The sequence below is a fragment of the Streptomyces djakartensis genome, from assembly GCF_014651075.1.
In the GTDB taxonomy this organism is placed as follows: domain Bacteria; phylum Actinomycetota; class Actinomycetes; order Streptomycetales; family Streptomycetaceae; genus Streptomyces; species Streptomyces djakartensis.
Genome location: NZ_BMWE01000012.1, coordinates 205,499 through 226,002, shown reverse-complemented (window position 1 = coordinate 226,002; position 20,504 = coordinate 205,499). Strand labels below are relative to the sequence as shown.

The following is a 20,504-nucleotide window of genomic DNA, read 5'->3' as shown; positions in this document are numbered from 1 at the left end:
AGCCGTGCCTCAGGATACGGTGAAGAACATTTTCGTGATCGGGCTCGACGAGGCCAATCTGCCGACGCTCCGGCAGGTGCCCGGGGCCGATCGGCTGCGCTTCCACCCTTTGCTGACCATCGAGGAACTCCAGCTGGGCGAGGTGCATCTGCCCACGCTCATCGACAAGGCCCAAAGCGTGCTGGACGCGTTCGACGGCAGCATCGACGCGATCGTCGGCTACTGGGACTTCCCGGTCAGCACCCTGGTCCCGATGCTGAGCGAGCGGTACGGCACCCGCAGCACCAGTCTGGAGTCGGTGGTCAAGTGCGAGCACAAGTACTGGAGCCGGCTGGAGCAGCAGAAGGCCACCGACCGGCACCCGGGCTTCGGCCGGGTCGACCTGTCGGCCGAGCCGCCGCGCCCGCCGGAGGGCGTGACCTTCCCGATGTGGGTCAAGCCCGCGCTCTCCTACTCGTCCGAACTGGCCTTCGGAGTCGATGACGAAGAGGAGTTCCGCAAGGCCGTCACTCAGATCCGCGACGGTATCTCCCGCATCGGGCGCCCCTTCGAGCACATCCTCGAACGCATCGACCTGCCGCCGGAGATGGACGGCGTGGGCGGCCGGGTCTGCCTGGCGGAGGAGGCGATGTCCGGCGTCCAGGTCGCCGTGGAGGGCTACGTCCACCAGGGCGAGGTGACGGTCTACGGAGTCCTGGACTCCATCCAGTACCCGGACTCGCCCTGTTTCCTGCGCCACCAGTACCCCTCGACGCTGCCGCCCGCCGTCATCGCCCAGTTGCACGACGTCAGCGAGCGCGTGATGCGGCAGATCGGCATGGACTCGGCCACCTTCAGCATCGAGTACTTCTACGACCCGCGGACGCAGGAGATCAACCTGCTGGAGATCAACCCCCGGCACTCCCAGTCGCACGCGGAGCTGTTCCAGTACGTCGACGGTGTCCCGAACCACCACTGCATGCTGAGTCTCGCCCTCGGAGAGGACCCGCGCATGCCGCACCGCGAGGGTCCGTACGCGATGGCCGCGAAGTGGTACCACCGCTGGTTCACGGACGGCGTGGTGCGCCGGGTGCCCGGGCCGGAGGAGATCGCCCGTATCGAGCGGGAGACCCCGGGGGTGCGTATCGAGGTGGTCCCCGAGGAGGGCGACAGGCTCTCGGAACTTCCCGGACAGGACAGCTACAGCTACGAGCTGGCACACATCTACACCGGTGGGGCCGACGAGCAGGAACTGCGGGAGAAGTTCGACCACTGCGTGGCCGCCCTGGGGCTCACCTTCGACGATGCCCCGCAAGAGTGACAGCCCGCCGCGGTGAAGCCCCACGAGAGTAAGGAGCACGTGGGTTCCATGCGTTACGTGACCAACCTGCCGTACGAGACGAAGGAAGAGGAGCACGTCACGATCCCGATGTCCGACGGGGTCCGGCTCTCCGCGCACGTCTGGCGGCCGACCTCCTCGGACCAGGAGCCGGTGCCCGCGGTGCTGGAGTACATCCCGTACCGCAAGCGCGACCTGACGGCCGTTCGCGACTCGATCCACCACCCGTACCTCGCGGGGCACGGCTACGCGTGTGTCCGCGTCGACCTGCGCGGCACCGGCGACTCGGAGGGCGTGCTGCGGGACGAGTACCTGGAACGGGAGCAGGCCGACGCCGAGGAGGTGCTGGCCTGGCTGGCCGAACAGCCCTGGTGCGACGGCGGTACGGGCATGATGGGCATCTCCTGGGGTGCCTTCGCGGCGCTCCAGGTGGCGGCCCGCCGGCCGCCGAGCCTGAAGGCCGTCGCCATCGCGTCCTTCACCGACGACCGGCACGCCGACGACATGCACTACATGGGCGGCGCCATGCTGTCGGACAACCTGGCCGAGGCGGGCACCATGTTCGCCTACGCCACCTGCCCGCCCGACCCTGCCGTGGTCGGCGACCGCTGGCGTGAGATGTGGCACGAGCGGCTGGAGAACACCGAGCCGTGGGTGCTCGAGTGGCTGCGGCACCAGCGCCGCGACGACTACTGGCGGCACGCCTCGGTGTGCGAGGACTACGCCGGCGTCCGCTGCCCGGTGCTGGCCTCCAGCGGCTGGGCGGACGGCTACTCCAACGCCGTGACCCGGCTGCTCGGCAACCTGGATGTGCCGCGCAAGGGCTTGATCGGTCCCTGGTCGCACAAGTTCCCCCACCTCGGGCAGCCCGGGCCCGCCATCGGCTACCTCCAGGAGCTCGTACGGTGGTGGGACCACTGGCTCAAGGGCGTCGACAACGGCGTCATGGACGGCCCCATGCTGCTCACGTGGATGCAGGACAGCGTCCCGCCCTCCACCGCGTACGAGGAGCGGCCGGGACGCTGGGTCGGCGAGCCGGACTGGCCCTCCCCGCACATCCGGCAGGTCGTGCACCCGCTCACCCGGCACACCATCGAGCCTCCGCGGGAGGCTCCGGAGGAGGGGGAGACAGCAGGCGGTGACGCGCTGACCGTGCAGTCCCCGCTCTCCGTGGGCCAGTTCGCGGGCAAGTGGGCGTCCTACAACGCTCCCCCGGACCTGCCGTACGACCAGCGCGAGGAGGACGGCGGTTCCCTCGTCTTCGACACCGGGCCCCTGACCGAGCAGGTGGAGATCCTCGGCTCACCGACCGTGGAACTCGACCTGTCGGTCAGCGAACCGGTCGCCATGGTGGCCGCGCGGCTGTCCGACGTGAGCCCCGACGGCGCCGCGACGCGTGTCTCCTACGGCATCCTCAACCTCACCCGCCGCGACAGCACGGAGTCCCCCGAGCCGCTGGAGCCGGGCCGCCGCTACCGGGCCACCATCCCGCTGAACGGAGTGGCGCAGGCGTTCCCGCCGGGCCACCGCATCCGGCTCTCCCTCTCCACGTCCTACTGGCCGCTGGCCTGGCCCCCGCCGAGGCCCGCCCTGCTGAGCGTGCACGAGCACTCCAGCACGCTCACCCTGCCGGTGCGGCCGGTCGAGGAACCCGACGAGGTGCCGTCGTCGCCCTTCGGCGAACCCGAGGGCACTCCCCCGATCGCCACGAGCCAGGTGACGCCCCCCGAGGCGCGCTGGGAGGTCAAGCGGGACCTGGTCGGCTATCGCTCGGAACTGGACATCGTGAAGGACCGGGGCAGGGTCCGCTTCGAGGACATCGGCATCGAGGCCGGGCTCCGCGCCGAGGAGCGCTACACGGCGGTCGCCGACGACTTCACCTCGGCGAGCGGCGAGTCCACCTGGACCATGACGTTCCAGCGGGACGACTGGGACGTGCGGGTGGTGACGGGCACCCGGCTGAGCTGCGACGAGACGGACTTCTTCGTGGACGCGACGCTCGACGCCTATGAGGCGGGCCGCCGGGTGTTCTCCCGCACCTGGAACGAGAAGGTACCGCGCGACCTGCTGTAGGACGTGCGCGGGGCGGGCCGCCGCGGTTCGCCGGGGCCACCTCGCCGCCGGGGCCATCGCCGGGCCCAGGCGGCGACGTGGCCCTTCTTTCATGCTCATGCCAGATACGCCACGCGACTGCCGTGGCACCCGGGGGCGCAGACGGAACACGGATTTCTCCGGGCACAGGAAAGCGATGAGAAACCGCGTGCATGCGGGAATCGCGATTCACTCGACGCCCCTGCGTGCATCCATGCGCCCCTATGGAGAAAGGATTCCGCAAGCCGTCAGCGGATTCCATTGGGCAGGACTGAGACCGAGCGTCAACTCGGTGCGACCGCACCCCGATATCCCGTGTACCAACCGAAGCAGGTGGTATTCGATGAGCGGCTCCGTTCCCGGCCCGGCCCGAGATTGGACAGTGGGCACTGCTCCAGGCATATTCCCATTCCTCGGCCACGGTATCGACTTGGTCCGTCGTCCGCTGGCATTTCTTCAATCCCTGCCCGCGCACGGGGACCTGGTCGAAATACGCCTGGGTCCGCAGCGTGCCTGGATGGCCTGCCACCCGGATCTGGTCCACCAGGTGCTCGGCGACCCGGACACCTTCGACAAGGGCGGCCCCCTCTACGACAGGCTGCGGCTCCTGCTGGGCGACGGCGTCGGCACCTGCCGCCATCAGGATCACCGGCGCCAGCGCAGAATGCTCCAGCCCGGCTTCCGCAAGGCCCGCGTCGCCGACCAGGTGCGGGTGATGGGCGAGGAAGTGGAGTCGGTGTGCCGGCAGTGGCGGGCCGGGCAGGCGGTCGACGTCAGCGCGGCCATGCTGGACCTGTCGACCCGCGTGCTCTGCCGCGTCCTCTTCTCCGACTCGCTCGACGCCGCGACCGCCGCCGAGATGCGCGCGTGCCTGGCCACCGTGATGCGCGGCATGTTCGTCCGGACGGTGATGCCGGTCGACAGCCTGTTCCGGCTGCCCACGCCGGCGAACCGGCGCTACCGGCACGCTTCCGACCGCCTGCGCGCGATCGTCGGCGCGGTGGTCGCCGAGCGCCGGCGGAGCACCGGCTCCTCCGACCGCGACGACCTGCTGGGGACGCTGCTGGCGGCCGCGCGGGGCGACGACGGGGAGACGGCGATCACCGACAGGGAGGTCCACGGCCAGGTGATCACGTTGATGTTCGCCGGCACCGAGAGCACCGCCCTGTGCCTCTCCTCCGCCCTGGAGCTCGTGGGGCGGCACCCCGAGGAGGAGCGGCGCCTGCACTCAGAGGTCGACGCCGTGCTCGCTTCCGGGCGGCCCCCCGGCCCCGACGAGCTGCCGCACCTCGCCCACACCCGGCGCGTCCTCACCGAAACCCTTCGCCACCGCCCGCCGGGATGGCTGTTCACCCGTGCCACCACGAAGGAGACGCGGCTCGCCGGGCACCGGCTCCCGCGGGGCGCCACCGTCATGTTCAGTCCGTACCTCCTCCACCATGACCCCGCCCTGTTCCCCGACCCCGGCCGCTTCCTTCCCGACCGCTGGCTGCCCGGGCAGGCCGTCGCCGTGCGCCCGGGAGCGATGATCCCGTTCGGCGCCGGCCGCCGGAAGTGCATGGGAGAGACACTCGCCACGGCGGAGGCCACGGTGGCGCTGGCGTTCATCGCCCGCCACTGGCGACTGCGCCACCTGCCCGGCCACCGGGAACGGCTGCGCCCCGCAGCCTCTTTGGGGCCGAGGGACCTGGTGATGACCTGCGAACCGCGAACGACTGTCGTACCCGTCCTCCACAACTCCCGAACGGCAGGTGGCAGCGATGTCCACGACGCATGAGGAAATCGCGCTCGTCACGCAGGACGGAATTCCGGCAGCGGGCCTTGGGGAACTGATCGACGCGAACCTCTACATGCCGTTCCCGTTCGAGCGGAACCCCCACGCGGCCGAAGCCGCGGCAGGCGTCGAGAAATGGCTGCACACCTGGGGACTGACCGATGACCCGGCGGTCGCCGCCATGATCTCGCGCACGCGCCCCGCCGAACTCGCGGCGTACAACGGTCCGGACATGGATTCCGGGCTCCTCCAGATCGCCGCCAACCAGATCGCCTACCAGTTCGTCTTCGACGACCGGGCGGAGGACCTCGGCCGGCGCTCGCCCGGCCGGCTGCTGCCCATGCTGTGCGAGAGCGTCGCGATCCTGCGGGACGGCGGGCCGCCCACCACCCCGCTCGGGGCCGCCCTGACCGACCTCCATCGACAGGTCCGGGAGCGGTGCACACCAGCCCAGGCGGCGCGATGGGCCTGGAACAGCCGTGAGTACGTGCACGGGCTGCTCTACGAAGCGGTGGCCCAGGCCCGTCCCGTCCCGGTGGGAAGCGGACTGTGCCGGTCCATACGCTCCCTCATCGCGGGCGTCGAGCCGTTCTACCCCCTGTGCGAGGCCGCCCAGCCGTGCGAACTGCCCCCGGACGAACTCCATCATCCCGTGATGCGACGCCTGACCCGTCTGTCGGCCGACGCGGCGGTCTGGATCCCCGACCTCTACTCTGCGGTGAAGGAGCAGCGGGAAGGCGGCACGATCAACCTGGCCCTCGCCTACCAGCGGACGCACCGGTGCTCCCTGCGGCTGGCCGTCACGCTGGCCATACGGCGCATCAACGGCACGATCCGCGAGTTCGAGGAGCTGTACGCCGGGATCAGGCCGGAGTTGAGCCCGTCCGGCGCCGGCTACGTGGAGGGCATGGCCGGCTGGATACGCGGATGCTACTTCTGGTCCCGTACCGTGCCGCGCTACGCGGAGACGATGGCGGCATCCGCGGGGTTCTGATCGTGTGCCCCGACCGGTCGCCTTCACCGCAGGCTTCCCGAATCGGGTGGAAACAGAGCAGGCTACCCGAAAGGTTGAGGCCTGAAGCGCTCCCGCGGGAAATTCACCCTCCCTGTCGACCTGCTGTTCCGACCCGGCCAAGGGGCGCACACGAGGGCGTACGCTCGCCCCGTCCGGCGGGGAGCAACGACAGGAAGCGGTAGACCACATGACCCATGGGCTGCGGCAACCGAGCACCGAGCACCGGCCTCTGCTCGAACGGGACGTGGAACTGCGGGCCATCGACCGCGCGATGGCGGGGCTGCGTGACGCCGCCGACGGAGCGCGGCGGGCGCCGCGCGGTGGGCTGCTCGCCTTCACGGGTGAGGCCGGGATGGGCAAGACGACACTCATCGCGGCGGCGCGCGCCCGCGCCGCCGCGATGGGGTTCACGGTGTTCTCGGGCAGGGGAGGTGAAAACGAGCGGGGCCTGGCGTTCCGCGTCGTCCGCCAGATCATGCAGCCCGTCCTCGCCGCGATGGGCGAGACGGAGCGCCGGGACTTCCTGGGCAGCTGGTACGACATCGTCGGTGCCGCGCTCGGTCTCGAGGCGACGGACACCGCCCGGATGCCGGACCCGACCGGAGTGCGCGACGGCCTCGACTGGGTCATGACGCGCCTGACGATGATGAACGCGCCGGTCGTTCTGCTCCTGGACGACCTGCACTGGGCCGATACCGAGTCCCTCGACTGGCTCGCCTCCTTCGCGCCCCGGGTCGCCGACCTCCCGCTCCTGACCGTCGTCGGCTACCGGCCGGACGAACTCCCGCCCGCCGCGACCTCCTTCCGCACGCTCGTCGAACGCCATGAGCAGCGCCCCCACAGGCTGTCCCCGCTCGGAGAGGCCGCTGTGGCGCGGATCATCAGGGACGAGGTGGGTGAGGAAGCCGAGGACGAGTTCTGCGGCGAGTGCTGGACGGTCACCGGCGGGAGCCCCTTCGAGACCGTCGAACTGGCCATCGGACTCCGCGAGCAGCAGGTGCGGGGCACCCAGGACGAGCTGCCGGTGATGCGGGACCTCGCCGCGGCGGTGAAGGGCCCGGGCCTGATCGAGCGTCTCAAACGGCTCGGACCGAGCACGGTCCGCTTCGCGTGGGCCGGCGCGGTCCTGGGCGAGCCCTTCTCCATGGAGGCGGCCGCCGATCTCGCGGTGGTCGGCAGCGCGGAGGCCGCCGAGGCGACCGAGAAGCTGCGCGCCTGCCGCATCCTCGCGCGCGCCGGCGAGCCCGCGGACGGCCTGGAGTTCGTCCATCCGCTGATCGCCACGACGATCTACCACGACATCCCCTCGGGTCTGCGCGTCGGCATGCACGACGCCGCCGCCCATGCCGTCCAGGAGCTCGGCTCCGACCCCACCGCGGCCGCCCGGCACCTGCTGGAGGTGCCCTGCGACGGCCGGGCCGAGACGGTCGCCTGCCTGCGCTCCGCCGCCCGTGAGTATCTGCGCGCCGGGGCCCCGGAGGCCGCCCGCCGCGTACTGACCCGCGCGTTGCGGGAGCCGCCTCCCCCCGAGGACCGTGCCGCCCTGCTCCACGAGCTGGCCTGCTCGACCTTCCTGATCGAGCCCACGGCGACGGTCAGCCATCTCCGGGAGGCGCTGAAGGAACGCGGGCTCGACCCCGACCTGCGCGCCTCCATGGTCTACCGGCTGACCCAGGCGCTGGCCCACACCGACCGGCTGACCGAGGCCGCGACCGTGGCCGCCGACGAGGCGCGGCGCGCCACCAACCCGCGCGTCAGACTGCGCATGCAGGCGGATCACTTCGTGTGGAGCGCGTTCCGCGCCGACGAACCCGACTCGTCCGCCCGCTCGCGCCGGCTGGCGCGGCTGGCCGCGAGACTGACCGGGCGCGGCCTGGAGGAGCGCTACATCCTCGGTCTGCGGGCGTGGGACGCCCTCGTGCGCGGCGAGCCACGGCGGACCGCGCTCGGGTACGCCGGGGAGGCCCTGCGCGGCGGGATGAGCTGGACCGACGAGAACCGCGGCTTCGAGGTGCCCGTCGCCGTCGCCCTGCTGTTCATGTACTGCGACCAGCCGCGGCGCGCCGAGGAACTGTTCGCCGAGGGGATGGCCGAGTGTGAGCACAGGGGTTGGCGCGGTTCCCATCTGGCGCAGGGCCGGACGCTCCTGGGCTACATCCGCTACCGCCGGGGCTGCCTCCCGGAGGCGGAGGAACTCGTCCGGGCGGGGCTGGCCACCGCCGAGCGCGTCGAAGGAGCGGTGCCCGCCCAGTGGTTCGCCATCGGCATCCTCATCCAGATCCTGCTGGCCCGGGGACAGACCGCCGAGGCGCGCCGGCTCGCCGACACCCACCACTACGGCGACGTGGTCCCCAACGCCGTCATCTTCCCCGATCCGCGCACCGTGTACGCCGAACTGCTCCTGGCCGAGGGGCGACTCGCTCAGGCGGCGCGTCTGCTGTCCGAGGTCGGCGACTGGCTGGAGGGGCGGGACTGGCACAATCCGGCCTGGTGCCCCTGGCAGCTGGGACTGGCGTCGGCACTCGCCCGCTCCGATCCCGGCCAGGCGGTCCGGCACGCCCAGGAAGCCGTCAAGCGGGCCCGGGACTTCGGGGCGGCGTCCGCGATCGGTCAGGCGCTGCGGGTCCAGGCGGAGGTGACGGGCGGGCAGGCGGCGCTCGATCTGCACACGCAGGCCGTCGACCATCTGGAGCGGTCGCCCGCCGCGTTCGAACTGGCCCGTGCCCTGGTGGGCCATGGCGCCGCGCTGGTGCGCGGTGGCCGTCTGCACGACGCCGCCGACCGTCTCTACCAGGGGCTGGAGGGGGCGGTGCACTGCGGGGCCGAGGGTCTGGCCGCCCGGGCCCGGCGTGAGCTGTCCGCCGCGGGGCTGCGCCCGCTGCCCCTTCGCTACGCGCCGACCGACATGCTGACCGAGCAGGAGCGCAGGGCCGCCGAGATGACGGCCCTGGGGCACCCGGCGTCGGTGGTCGTGGAGGACCTGCGGCTCACCGAGCAGGGCGTGCGGCATCTGCTGTCCTCCGTGTACCGCAAGCTCGGCACGGACGCGTCCGGTCTCCCCGACGCCCTGTCGAAGGGCACCCGGCACGAGCCGTAGCCGTGGCCGGGGCTCACATCGGGCCGGGGCCCGTTCCTCCCTTGAGGCGTTCCAGGTCGGAGGGGCGGACCTGGATGACCAGCAGGGCGATCAGCGCGGCGACGGCGGTGAAGATCGCCGCCATGACGAAGGCGGCCGAGACGCCGGCGGTGAGGACCTCGTCCGACCATGGTTTCGGCAGCTGGCCGGTCTGCTGGAATCGCAGGCGCTCGGCCGGGGTCGCCTGCCGGAGGAAGTCCGGCACCTGCTTCTCCGCCTCGTTGGTGCTGGCCGTGCCGTACATGGTGACCAGGATGGACAGGCCGAGGGAGCCGCCGACCTGCTGGGTGGCGTTGAGCAGTCCGGAGGCCGCGCCGGTCTCCGGGGTGGGCACGTCCGACAGCGCCATGAGGGTCAGCGACACGAACTCCATGCCCATGCCGAGGCTGAAGACGAGCATCGGGCCGAGGACGCTGCCCGCGTAGGTGGAGTGCACGTCGGTCAGGGTGAGCCAGGCGAGGCCGGCCGCCGCCAGGATCGCGCCCACGACCATGAACGGTTTGGGTCCGTGGACGGGCAGGAACCGCGAGGCGAGTCCGGCGCCGATGGCGATCACCGCGCTGACCGGCAGGAAGGCGAGGCCGGCCTCGAGCGGGCTGAAGTCGAGCACGTTCTGCACGAACAGCGTGAGGAAGAAGAACATGCCGAAGATCGCGGCGGCCAGGCAGAGCATGATGCCGTAGGTGCCCGCGCGGTTGCGGTCGGCGAACATGTGCAGCGGTGTGATGGGCTGTCTGGAGCGCCGTTCGATCAGGATGAAGCACGCCAGGACGACGGCCGCCCCCGCGAACGAGGCGAGGGTGAGCGCGTCCCGCCAGCCGTCCTGCGCGGCCCTGATGAATCCGTAGACGAGCAGCACCATGCCCGCGGTGGAAGTGAGCGCGCCGGCGATGTCGAAGCGCCCGGGGTGGCGTTCGGACTCCTTGATGAAGCGCGGTGTGGCGAGCGCGATGAGCAGGCCGATGGGCACGTTGACGAACAGCACCCACCGCCAGTTCAGCCACTCCACCAGGATCCCGCCGGCGAGCAGGCCGATCGCGCCGCCGCCGGCCGAGACCGCGGCGAACACGCCGAAGGCGCGGTTGCGTTCCGGGCCCTCGCGGAAGGTCGTGCTGATCAGGGCGAGGGCCGTCGGGGAGGCGATGGCGCCGCCGACGCCCTGGAGGGCGCGTGCGCCGAGGAGTTGGCCGGCGTTCTGGGCGAGCCCGCCGAGCAGGGAGGCCAGCGCGAAGAGCAGGACGCCGAAGATGAACACGCGCCGCCGGCCCAGGATGTCGCCCGTCCGGCCGCCGAGCAGCAGCAGGCCGCCGAAGGTGAGGGTGTAGGCGTTGACCACCCAGGACAGGCTGGTGGTGGAGAAGTCCAGGGCGCTCTGGATGTGCGGCAGGGCGATGTTCACGATGGTGATGTCGAGGACCACCATCAGCTGGCACGAGGCGATGACCAGCAGCGCCATCGCACTTCCACCACCACCGGATTCCCTGGTGGTGGTCCCCTGTGGTGAGGCCGGCTGCGGGCTGCTGCCTGCGGTGTCCACCGTTCGACGGTACGCCCGCCCCCCGGGCCTCACCACTGGATCACCGACTCACCCTGTCACCGGGTCCTCCTGCGGCGAGGAGAACGGGTGACGCAGCGGCCGCGGCGGCCAGGCGGGCGTGGCGAAGGCCTCCACGGTGAAGGTGTGCCGGCCCGAGCCGACCTCGAACAAAGGCCTGCCGCCGGGGAGTTCCACCACGGCGGTGGTGTTGGGCGGAACGACCGCCGTGACGGTGAGGGTGTCACCGTGCCGCTCCCAGCCCGCCTCGGCACGCCCGTACGGAGTGAGGTGTGCGGCGTGCGCGCGGCTCAGGGTGCCGCCGGGCACCGGCGCGATCCGCAGCCGCTTCCAGCCGGGCGCGGCTTCCCCGAGCCCCGCGACGGTACGGTGCAGCCAGTCGGCGACCGCGCCGAGGGCGTAGTGGTTGAAGGAGGTCATCTCGCCCGGGTTGACGGTGCCGTCGGGCAGCAGCGAGTCCCAGCGCTCCCAGACGGTGGTGGCGCCCATGGTCACCGGGTACAGCCAGGACGGGCAGCCGGTCTCCAGCAGCATCCGGTACGCGATCTCGGGCGCGCCGGCCTCGGTGAGCGCGTCGCAGATCAGTGGCGTGCCGGCGAACCCGGTCGCGATCCGGAAACCGGCCCGGCGGACGATCTCGACCAGGCGCCGGCCGGCCCGCTCGCGTTGCCGTCCGGTGGGCAGCAGCCCGAAGCGCAGGGCCAGGGCGTACGCGGTCTGCGCGTCCGAGGCGAGCAGTCCGCCAGGGGTGACGAACTCGTCGGCGAAGGCGGCACGGACCCGTTCGGCGAGCCGCGCGTACCGCTCGGCGTGCTCCGGCTCGTCCAGGAGGGCGGCCGCTTCTGCCATGATGTCGGCGACCCGGGCCGCGTAGGCGCCCGCGACCAGGTCGCCGTCGGTACGGGCGTCACCGGGCCGGTCCGGCGGGGCGGCCGGGTCCAGCCAGTCGCCCAGCTGGAACCCGGCACGCCACAGGCCGCCGCCGTCCCTCACGTACCGCTCCAGCTGGTCCGCCCAGCCGGACATCGACTCCCACTGGGCGCGCAGCAGTCCCAAGTCGCCGTAGGCCCGGTACAGCGCCCACGGCACGAGGACCGCGCTGTCGGCCCAGATCGCGTGGGGCGCGTCCGGGAAGCCGTGGGGCAGGGCGTCCGGCACGACCAGCGGCGGGATCGCCCCGTCGGGGCGGGCGAGCTGCTCGGCGGCGAGGTCGCGCAGCCAGGAGGCGAGCAGGCCGGAGCAGTCGTGGAGGAAGGTGGCCGTGGGGGCGAAGACGGCGATGTCGCCGGTCCAGCCGAGGCGTTCGTCGCGCTGCGGGCAGTCGGTCGGCAGGTCCAGGAAGTTGCCGCGCATGCCCCACACGATGTTCGCGTGCAGCCGGTCGACCAGGGGGTCGGAGCACTCGAACCAGCCGGTGCGCTCCATGTCGGTGTGCAGGACGACCGCTTCGACGTGGTCGGGATTCAGCTGGTCCGGCCAGCCGTCGACTTGGGCGTAGCGGAAGCCGTGGAAGGTGAAGAGGGGCTCGTAGGTCTCACCCGCCGGGTCGCCCTTGAGGGTGTAGCGGTCGGTGGCCTCCGCCTGCCGCAGCGGGCGCAGGGCGAGTTCGCCGTGTTCCAGCACCTCGGCGTGGCGCAGTGTGACGGTCCGTCCCGACTCGCCCCGGACTGTGATGCGCAGGCGTCCGACGAGGTTCTGCCCGAAGTCCAGCACGGTGCGTCCGGACGGGGTGGTGAGGACCCGCACCGGCTCCAGGGTCTGGGTGCGGCGCACGGGCGGGCCGGTGGGTGCCACCAGCTCCCCTCGGGGCATGTCCAGTTCGGTGACCGCTCCCCAGCCGTCGCCGGCCGGGCCGGGCGCGCACCAGCCCGGGCGTTCCCGGCGGGCGTCGTACTCCTCGCCGTCGTACAGCTCGGAGCGGAGCGCCGGGCCGGTCGCCGCCCGCCACCGCCCGTCGGTGGGGACGGTCTCGCGGCTGCCGTCGGCGTACCGTACCTCCAGCTGGGCCAGCAGGGCGGGCCGGTCGCCGTAGACGCCCCGGCGGCCGCCGTGGAAGCCGAGCCGGCCGCTGTACCAGCCCTCGCCGAGCTGCGCGCCGAGCACGTTCTCGCCCTCGACCAGGTGCTCGGTCACGTCGTAGGTGAAGTAGCGCAGGCGGTGGTGGTAGGAGGTCCAGCCCGGGGTGAGGACGTCGGCGCCGACCGGCCGCCCGTTGAGCTCCGGCCGGCAGACGCCGAGGGCGGTGACGTAGAGGCGGGCCGCGTCGACGGTGCCGCGCGGCCGGAAGGGGCGCCGCAGCAGGACGACCGGCTGTGGCCGGCCCGGATCGATGCCCAGGTCGGGGTGCGGGGCGATCGGGCGGGCCGTCCAGTCCCCCCGCTCCAGCAGCCCGGTCTCCGCGTACGCGACCGGTGACCAGGCGGAGACCCGTCCCTCGGCGTCCCACACCCGTACCCGCGCTCCGGCCCGGGTCCGCGACGGCAGGTCCGGGCCGGGCCACGGCACGAGCACCGACGCGTCCGACACGACGCGGCCGGCCGTGCCGCCGGCCACCGCGCCGGCGGCGTCGACCAGCTCGATCTCGTACGCGGACTGCCGCCAGCCGGGGGTGTCGGTCTCGGTGCGCCAGCTCAGCCGGGGCCGGGGCTCGCCGATCCCGAGGGGCTCACGGTGGTGTTCGAAGACGGGGGCGGTGACCTTGGCCTGCATGAGCATGGAGACGCTCCTCACCACGCGCCACGGTGAAACGCATCGACAGGCCGGGCGCGAGTGCGGCCCGAACCGGGATTCCCGGTGTGGGCGGTGATAATCCGGTCCCGGTCCGCCTTCCCGTCAGCGGCCGCCGCGGATCAGGCCCGTCAGATAGCGCCACAGCGAGGACCGCTGGCGGGCGGAGGAGTCCGGCAGGACCTCCTCTGCCACCTCGGGCGCGGGGCCGTCCGCCGGCCGGCCCTCGGGCACCGCGGCGAGTTCGTACCGCACGGGCAGCGAGCGCAGACCGCGCATGAACGGGGAGGAACGCCAGGGCAGTTGGTCGGCGGGCAGGGCGAGATCGAGATGGTCGAACCGCTCGAACAGGCGCCCCACGCCGACCGCGGCGACCGTGGAGGCGAGCTCCCGCGCCGGGCACTGGCGCGGACCGGCCCCCCAGGACAGGTGTGCCCGGGTGCTGATGGTGGTCCCGGCGGCGACGTGGTCGGCGAAGAGCGGGTCGGCGTGCGCGGCGCCCGGGGAGACCCACACCGGGTCGCCCGCCCGGATCGTGTAGGCGCCGAGCGGGGTGTCCCGGGCGGCGAAGCGCGGCACGAAGTTCACCAGCGGCGGCTTGCGCATGACCACCCGGTTCATGGACTCCCTGACCATCCCCGCGGAGAGGCTGGCACGCACGCTGCCCTCGCCCGAGATGACCTCCACCACGGTGTTGGAGATGAGGATGCCTACGTGGTCGGAGGTCATGCCCAGCAGCATGAACAGCTCGCGGGCCAGGTGGTCGAGCGAGAGGTCCGGGTGCGCGGCGAGCAGGTACGAGGGGAAGTCGTCGCCCGGCTTCTGAAGCTTCAGCGCGGCCAGTTCCGCCAGGGTCGCGAGCAGGCGCTCCAGCGCGGCCTCGGCGTCCGGGCCCGCGTCCAGCACGCGCCACATGTCCATCAGCGCGTCGTCGCCCTGCGATCCCGGGAAGCCGAGGAGATGGCTGGCCACCATCAGCGGCAGCGGCCGGGAGAACTGCGCGGACAGGTCTGCGTGGCCCGTCGGGCCGCCCTGCCCGACCAGGGTGATCAGCTCGTCGGCGTAGGCGGTGACGGCGGCCTTCAGACGCTTGGCCTGGGGGTGACGCGGATCCTGGAACGGCTTGAGCGCCGCGTCCCACGCCGTCCGCAGCGGCCGGTACCCGGGGCCGCCCTGGATCAGGATGTGGTTGACCTCCAGGGACGGTCCGAGCGGCCAGTCGGCCGGGACCCTGCCCTCGGAGCGGGCCCGCCAGTTCTCCAGGCCCTTGGGCCAGGCGTCGTCGTCCTGGAGCACCTGGAGCGACTCGCGGTAGCCGAGGACCAGCCAGGCGGGTACGCCGAGCAGATCGACGGGCGCGACCGGGCCGTGCCGCTGCCGCAGCCGCTCGTACACGAGCGCTGGACGCGTCTCGTAGTCCCGGGTCAGCAGCGGCTGGGGATCCAGCGCCTCGAGCCGTGCGCCGTCCAGGTCCACGGATCCGCCGTCACCCTGCTGGGTCTCCATCGTCTTGCCGCCCTCCGACACGCACCGTACCGGCACACCCTCAGCCGGTAGCCGGAAACGGTGGGGACCCTACCCCAGAGGCGACTCATGGGTAACGAGGGGGTGGGGTGGCTGAAGTGACCCGGGGCTGGTGCGATGCCGGTCAGGCCGCGGTATAGCCGAGCTGGCGCCGCATGTAGGGCGTCAGGAGGGTCTTCGCCTTGGCCATGGTGGTGGTGCGGCTGCCGAGGACCGCGGACTCACCGCCCGGCACCGGCAGCACGGTCACTCCGTCGGCGGGGCCGAACGGCACGATGAGCGGGTTGCGCTGGACGGGCCGGTAGAAGCGCGGCTCCTTCCGGTGCCTGCCCGAACTCTGGAGGTAGGAACGGATGTTGTGGGCGGCGATGTCCGCCTGGGCGAGGGCTGCGGGGGTGACCTTGAGTTCGGCCACGTCGTTCACGTCGCCGACGGCGAACACGTCCGGCTTGCCTTCGACCCGCAGGGCCCGGTCGACCTTCACGTGCCCGGACCCGTTGAGCCAGTCGCCGTGTCCGGACAGACGGAGCCAGAGCGTGTTGGGCGTGGTGCCGGTCGCCCAGAAGGACAGGTCGGCCTCGACGACGGCGCCGCGGGCGTCGCGGTAGGTGCCGAAGTCGGTGCCGGGGGCCATGAACGAGCCGAGCCGCACCTCGACGTCGTGGGACTCGAGCCAGGCGAGGGCCTTGCGTCCCGGCCGCTCGCTGCCCGTGAGGTCGAGCAGCGCGGACCCGGAGTGGGCGAGCGTGACGCGGGCGTCGGGCCGGGCGAGGCGGAGCTCGGCGCTGAGTTCGACGCCGGAGGGGCCGCCGCCGACCACGAGGATGTGCTCGGCGGTGGCGACGTTGCGCTGGTGTGCGGCGAAGGTCTTGGCCGCCTCCTCGGCGGTGGTGCCGGAGAAGCGGGCCGGTTCGGGGTAGTCGGCGCCGGTGGCGATCACGGCGACGTCGTACGGGAGCCGCTCGCCCGTGGCGAGGACGACCTGCCGCTCGGCGGTGTCGATCCGCAGGACCTTGCCCGCGATCACCCGGCCGTGGCGCAGCAGCCGGTCGTACGGGATGAAGGGGGTGTGGGTCCACTCGGGGCGGACCCCGGCGCGCAGGGAGGCGACGCGGTGGAAGAAGACCTCTTTGCGGTCCACCAGCGTGACCCTGGCCGTCCCGTCCAGCCGCTTCGCCAGCCGGACGCCGGCGTAGCCGCCGCCGATCACCACTACGTCGCCGTACACACCGAATCTCCTGTGCCTGGTGGGGGGTGCGAGTGCCGCCGTGGACGGGCCCCGCTCGGATCGACCCCCGGCGGCCACTCGACTGACGGCGACACTAGCGCTTGAAACCTAAAGGGATTTCGAGGTTCCGTGGGTGTTCCGTGAAGAGATCGGCACTGACGGTCCGTCACCTCCCCCAGATCCGGCGGTAGGCCTCCCGGTAGCCCGTAGGGTCCCAGGACTCGGTGCCCTCGCTGTTGCCGGCCGTGGCGATGTGGACGGGGGCCGTGTACCCGCTGGCCGGCCGGCCGGAGAAGGCGCGGTTGAACTCGTCGACGATCTGCCAGCCCTGCAGGGTCAGCGGCTCGGGCACGGTGGCGGCCTGGTACTGCCTGCTGTTGATGCGCTGGAAGGCGGACGGGTCGCCGTCCCCGGCGCCGATGTTGAAGGGCGGGCCGGACCCCTTCTCACCGGCTGCGCGGAAGGCCGGGGCGGCGTCGGCGAAGTACAGGTCGTTGATGGCGACGGAGTGCGTCCACCGGTCCTGGAACCGGGAGAGGAGCGAGGAGATGGCCCGCGGGGTGCGGCTGCTGGCGTCCGGGATCGGGATGTTCTCCACCGAGAGCAGCCGCACGCCCTCGCAACGCGCCAGTTCCTCCCTGATGAGGTCGGACTTGTACTTGGCGAAGGGGATCGAGGCGTCGGTGATGACCACGACCCCCGCGCGGCCGTCCGAGTGGGAGATGATCCACTGCGCGCTGATGCGGGCCACGTCCTGGACCCGGGTGGTGACGTTGGTGAACAGGTCGGGCCGGCGGCTGGGGCCCGGGTCGGGGACGGCGTGCCAGCCGATGAGCGGGATGCGCTGGGCGTTGGCCCGGGCGGCCTGCTGCGCCGTCGAGTCGGGATCGAACCCTCCGATGACGATGCCCGAGGGTTTCAGGGACACGGCCTCGCTCATGGCCGCCTGGATACCGGCCGGGGTGCCACCGCCGTCGATCACCCGGACGTCCCATCCGATGGCGCGCGCGGCTTCCCGCACCCCCTCAGCGGCACCCGCGACGCCGGGATTGGTCATGGTCTGGGCGACGTAGACGATGGTCTTGCCGGAGACCGCCTCCGGGCCGCGGGTGGGGCCGCCCCAAGGGATGTCGCGGCGCTCCGCCACGGCGACGGTCTCCAGGGCCCTGTTCTGTACGGCGGGGCATCCGCCCGAACCCGTCTCGGTCTCGTCCGGGCCGCCCGACGAGCCGCGTTCGCAGCCGAGGAGGGCGGTCGCCGTGGCCAGCAGGGCGCAGGCGGCGAGCCGTACGGTGTGAGTCCTGGGGACGGCGTTGCGGGTGCGGTGCACGAGATCTCCTGTGAGGGGTGACGCGGTGGGGCCGGAGGGGTCAGGACCTGACACTGGTCCGCGCCCCCAGGGGCGGGCCTGGCGCAAGGACCCCTCAGGGGGGCGTGTCCGGTGTGCCGCCCTCCGGCGCCGGGGAGGAGGGGGGCGGGGCGGCGGGCGAGTCCCGGGCGGCACCGCCGCGCAGCCGGCGGCGGGCGGCGTATCCGGCCAGGCCGACGGCGATGAGCAGGGTGGCGCCGTGGAACAGCGGGACCGTCCAGAATTCGGCACCCAGCTGCGCGATGCCGGTGAGGCCCACCGCGAGGACGGCGACGGCGACGACCGTGCCGAGGGCGTTGGGCCGGCCGGGCTTGATCGCCGTGGAGCCGAGCAGGGCGCCGACGAAGGCGGGGAGCAGGTAGTCGAGGCCGACGCTCGGGTTGCCGATCTGCTGCTGGGCCGCGAGCAGCACACCGGCGAAGCCGACGATCAGACCCGAGGCGGCGAAGGCGCAGACGGTGTAGGTGCGGGTCGGGACGCCGACGAGGTCCGCGGCGCGTGGGTTCGAGCCGACGACGTACAGGTACCGGCCGAGCGGCAGCCGCTCCAGCACCACCCAGAGCAGGCCCGCGAGGGCGAGCACGTAGAAGGCGGGGACCGGCAGGCCGAGGAACGTCGAGTCGTAGAGGTCGGTGAAGCCGGGCGGCAGGCCCTGCGGGCCGGGGACGATCCGGCTGCCGTCGGTGACCCAGCCGGTCACGGCGTACATCATGCTGCCGGTGCCGAGGGTGGCGATGAAGGAGTCGATCCGGCCGAACTCCACGATGACGCCGTTGAGGACGCCCACGACCAGCCCGCCCGCGATCACGGTGAGGCAGGCCAGCGGCCAGGGCCAGTCCTCGTGGACGATGAGTTGCAGCACCATCACGTGCGCCAGGCCCAGGGCGTAGCCGATGGAGAGGTCGAACGCGCCGGTCACGATGGGCACCGTGGCGGCCAGCGCGAGGACGGCCGGGATCGACTGGTTGGAGAGGATCGAGTCGAGGGTGTTCAGCGTGGGGAAGGTGCTCGGCAGGGCGAGGGAGAAGGTCAGGTAGAGCAGGGCGGTGAGGGCCAGCAGCCCGTAGGCGCCGATGTGGTGCCCGGGGCGGGGCAGGCGCCGGGGCCGGGTCGAGGGGGGTGAGGGCCGCGCCGTCATGGGTTCACGGCGGCGGACGGGGGCATGGCCGAGGCCGCCCGGGTGAGCCCTGCGACGGTGAGGGCGGTGCCGCTCAGCTCGGTCACGACGGACCCGCGCACGAAGACCAGGGTGCGCCGGCATACGCCCGCGACCTCCTCGAAGTCGGTGGACAGCAGCAGGACCGCGAGGCCGGCGGCCAGCGCTTCGTCGAGGAGGCGGTGGATGGCGGCCTTGGCGCCGACGTCCACGCTCGCGGTCGGCTCCTCGAGGATCAGCAGCCGCAGCCGCGTCCGCAGCCAGCGGCCGATCATGACTTTCTGCTGGTTGCCGCCGGAGAGCGTGGTGATGGGGACCTCGCTGTCGCGGGGACGCACCGAGAACCGGTCGAGCAGGGCGACGGCCCGGACGCGTTCCCGGCGGGGGCCGATCCAGCGCGGTGCCCGCCGCTCCCCCGCCCGGGGGTTGGCCAGGAGGTTCTCCCGTACGGTCAGCTCGGCGAGGCAGCCCTCCCGCAGCCGGTCACCCGGGACGAAGCCGACGCCGAGGCGGACGGCTTCGGCGACCGTGCGGGGGTGGTAGGGCCGCCCGTCGAGCAGAACGCGCCCGCCGCGCAGGGGCCGGGCTCCGGCGAGGGCGCGGCCCAGGTCGGTGTGGCCGGCGTCGGAGAGGCCGACCAGCCCGAGGACCTCTCCCCCGGCGAGTTCCAGGCTGATCGGTCCGGCCTGCGCGGTCCGTACGCCGTCGAGGGTGAGGACGGCCGGTGTGCCCGCCGGTCTCCCGCCGGGGCGGTGGGCGGCCGGTTCCTCCTCCTCGCCGACGATGTCGTGGACCAGGCGGGCGGGGCTGCGGCCGGCGAGCCGGCCGTGGCTGACGAGCCGGCCGTCGCGCAGGACGGCGAAGGTGTCGGCGACCTGGTACACCTCGTCCAGACGGTGACTGACGTAGAGGACGGCGTGCCCGCGCCGGCGCAGCTCGTGCAGGACGTGGAAGAGCCGGGCGCTGTCCGCGGCGGGGAGGCGGGCGGTCGGCTCGTCGAGGACGACGATCCTGGCCCGGGCCGCGAGCGCCCTGGCGATGGCGACCAGCGAGCGGTCGGCCGGTGCGAGCCCGGAGACCGGCGCGTCGGGGTCGAGGTGCGCGGCGACGACCCGCAGCGCCTCGACGCAGGCCTCACGGGTGCGCCGCCAGGAGATCAGCCCGGCGCGGCGTGCGTACCCGGTGGTCAGGGCGATGTTCTCGGCGACCGTCATCCACTCCACAAGGCCGAGGTCCTGGTGGATGAACGACATGCTCCGGGACGCGCCGGGGCTGCCGAGGGGCTGCCCGTCCACGGTGACCTGTCCCGCGTCGGCCTGGTGGACGCCGGCGAGCACCTTGATGAGCGTGGACTTCCCGGCACCGTTGGGTCCGAGGAGGGCGAGCACGCTGCCGGCGGGGACATCGAGGTCGACCCCGGCCAGCGCGACGGTCCCGCCGAACCGCTTGCCGAGCCCGCGGATGCGGACCAGGGGTTCGGGCCCGGATGGCGAAGGCGCCTTCGCCGGCATGTCGGGAGCATCGCACACCCGATCAAATTACAGCATTTCGGGCATCCTTCGGTCGCCGTGACGCCAATGCGACCCCGGACGCGCCCTCCGGGGCCGGGAG

The 20,504-nt window shown here is 72.6% G+C and carries 12 protein-coding genes; 5 read left to right on the top strand and 7 right to left on the bottom strand.

The window, feature by feature from the left end; genetic code table 11:
• Window positions 1-4 precede the first annotated feature (4 nt).
• The 5 genes from IE212_RS22145 (at window position 5) to IE212_RS22125 (ending at window position 9,295) form a co-directional block, all read left to right on the top strand.
• On the top strand, window positions 5-1,300 hold the full coding sequence (locus IE212_RS22145; protein WP_190199639.1) for an ATP-grasp domain-containing protein: 1,296 nt from the start codon (window positions 5-7) through the stop codon (window positions 1,298-1,300).
• Window positions 1,301-1,348: 48 nt separating this feature from the next.
• Entirely contained in the window at window positions 1,349-3,391 is a 2,043-nt protein-coding gene (locus tag IE212_RS22140) for a CocE/NonD family hydrolase (RefSeq protein ID WP_190199638.1), read from the top strand.
• A 361-nt stretch (window positions 3,392-3,752) separates the two neighbouring features.
• Window positions 3,753-5,186 (top strand): cytochrome P450, encoded by a 1,434-nt coding sequence (locus IE212_RS22135; protein WP_190199637.1) that lies wholly within the window; start codon window positions 3,753-3,755, stop codon window positions 5,184-5,186.
• Complete coding sequence (locus tag IE212_RS22130; protein ID WP_190199636.1) at window positions 5,170-6,177, top strand: (-)-alpha-amorphene synthase; 1,008 nt, start codon at window positions 5,170-5,172, stop codon at window positions 6,175-6,177. Before IE212_RS22135 ends, IE212_RS22130 begins: the two co-directional genes overlap by 17 nt.
• A gap of 208 nt (window positions 6,178-6,385) precedes the next feature.
• Complete coding sequence (locus IE212_RS22125; protein WP_190199635.1) at window positions 6,386-9,295, top strand: ATP-binding protein; 2,910 nt, start codon at window positions 6,386-6,388, stop codon at window positions 9,293-9,295.
• A 13-nt stretch (window positions 9,296-9,308) separates the two neighbouring features.
• On the opposite strand, the gene IE212_RS22120 is transcribed toward IE212_RS22125, so the two are convergent.
• The 7 genes from IE212_RS22120 to IE212_RS22090 all read right to left on the bottom strand — a co-directional run bounded on the left by IE212_RS22120 (window position 9,309) and on the right by IE212_RS22090 (window position 20,404).
• Entirely contained in the window at window positions 9,309-10,790 is a 1,482-nt protein-coding gene (locus tag IE212_RS22120) for an MFS transporter (RefSeq protein ID WP_190199684.1), read from the bottom strand.
• A 129-nt stretch (window positions 10,791-10,919) separates the two neighbouring features.
• Window positions 10,920-13,604, bottom strand: coding sequence for a family 78 glycoside hydrolase catalytic domain (locus IE212_RS22115; protein WP_190199634.1), 2,685 nt, complete (start codon window positions 13,602-13,604; stop codon window positions 10,920-10,922).
• Window positions 13,605-13,721: 117 nt separating this feature from the next.
• Window positions 13,722-15,122: a cytochrome P450 gene (locus IE212_RS22110; RefSeq protein ID WP_190199633.1), complete on the bottom strand. Its 1,401-nt coding sequence runs from the start codon at window positions 15,120-15,122 to the stop codon at window positions 13,722-13,724.
• Window positions 15,123-15,264: 142 nt separating this feature from the next.
• Window positions 15,265-16,368 (bottom strand): NAD(P)/FAD-dependent oxidoreductase, encoded by a 1,104-nt coding sequence (locus IE212_RS22105; protein ID WP_190199632.1) that lies wholly within the window; start codon window positions 16,366-16,368, stop codon window positions 15,265-15,267.
• Window positions 16,369-16,534: 166 nt separating this feature from the next.
• Entirely contained in the window at window positions 16,535-17,698 is a 1,164-nt protein-coding gene (locus tag IE212_RS22100; protein ID WP_190199631.1) for a substrate-binding domain-containing protein, read from the bottom strand.
• Window positions 17,699-17,792: 94 nt separating this feature from the next.
• Window positions 17,793-18,875, bottom strand: coding sequence for an ABC transporter permease (locus IE212_RS22095; protein ID WP_190199630.1), 1,083 nt, complete (start codon window positions 18,873-18,875; stop codon window positions 17,793-17,795).
• A complete protein-coding gene (locus IE212_RS22090; protein ID WP_190199629.1) occupies window positions 18,872-20,404 on the bottom strand; it encodes a sugar ABC transporter ATP-binding protein in 1,533 nt (510 codons plus the stop codon). The genes IE212_RS22095 and IE212_RS22090 overlap by 4 nt, the downstream gene beginning before the upstream one ends.
• Window positions 20,405-20,504: the final 100 nt, after the last annotated feature.

Excerpts from the sequence above, each read along its gene's own strand:
- IE212_RS22140 (WP_190199638.1), top strand. The coding sequence starts at position 1,349 with ATGCGTTACGTGACCAACCTGCCGTACGAGACGAAGGAAGAGGAGCAC.
- IE212_RS22135 (WP_190199637.1), top strand. The coding sequence starts at position 3,753 with ATGAGCGGCTCCGTTCCCGGCCCGGCCCGAGATTGGACAGTGGGCACT.
- IE212_RS22130 (WP_190199636.1), top strand. The coding sequence starts at position 5,170 with ATGTCCACGACGCATGAGGAAATCGCGCTCGTCACGCAGGACGGAATT.
- IE212_RS22125 (WP_190199635.1), top strand. The coding sequence starts at position 6,386 with ATGACCCATGGGCTGCGGCAACCGAGCACCGAGCACCGGCCTCTGCTC.
- IE212_RS22120 (WP_190199684.1), bottom strand. The coding sequence starts at position 10,790 with ATGGCGCTGCTGGTCATCGCCTCGTGCCAGCTGATGGTGGTCCTCGAC.
- IE212_RS22115 (WP_190199634.1), bottom strand. The coding sequence starts at position 13,604 with ATGCTCATGCAGGCCAAGGTCACCGCCCCCGTCTTCGAACACCACCGT.
- IE212_RS22110 (WP_190199633.1), bottom strand. The coding sequence starts at position 15,122 with ATGGAGACCCAGCAGGGTGACGGCGGATCCGTGGACCTGGACGGCGCA.
- IE212_RS22095 (WP_190199630.1), bottom strand. The coding sequence starts at position 18,875 with ATGACGGCGCGGCCCTCACCCCCCTCGACCCGGCCCCGGCGCCTGCCC.
- IE212_RS22090 (WP_190199629.1), bottom strand. The coding sequence starts at position 20,404 with ATGCCGGCGAAGGCGCCTTCGCCATCCGGGCCCGAACCCCTGGTCCGC.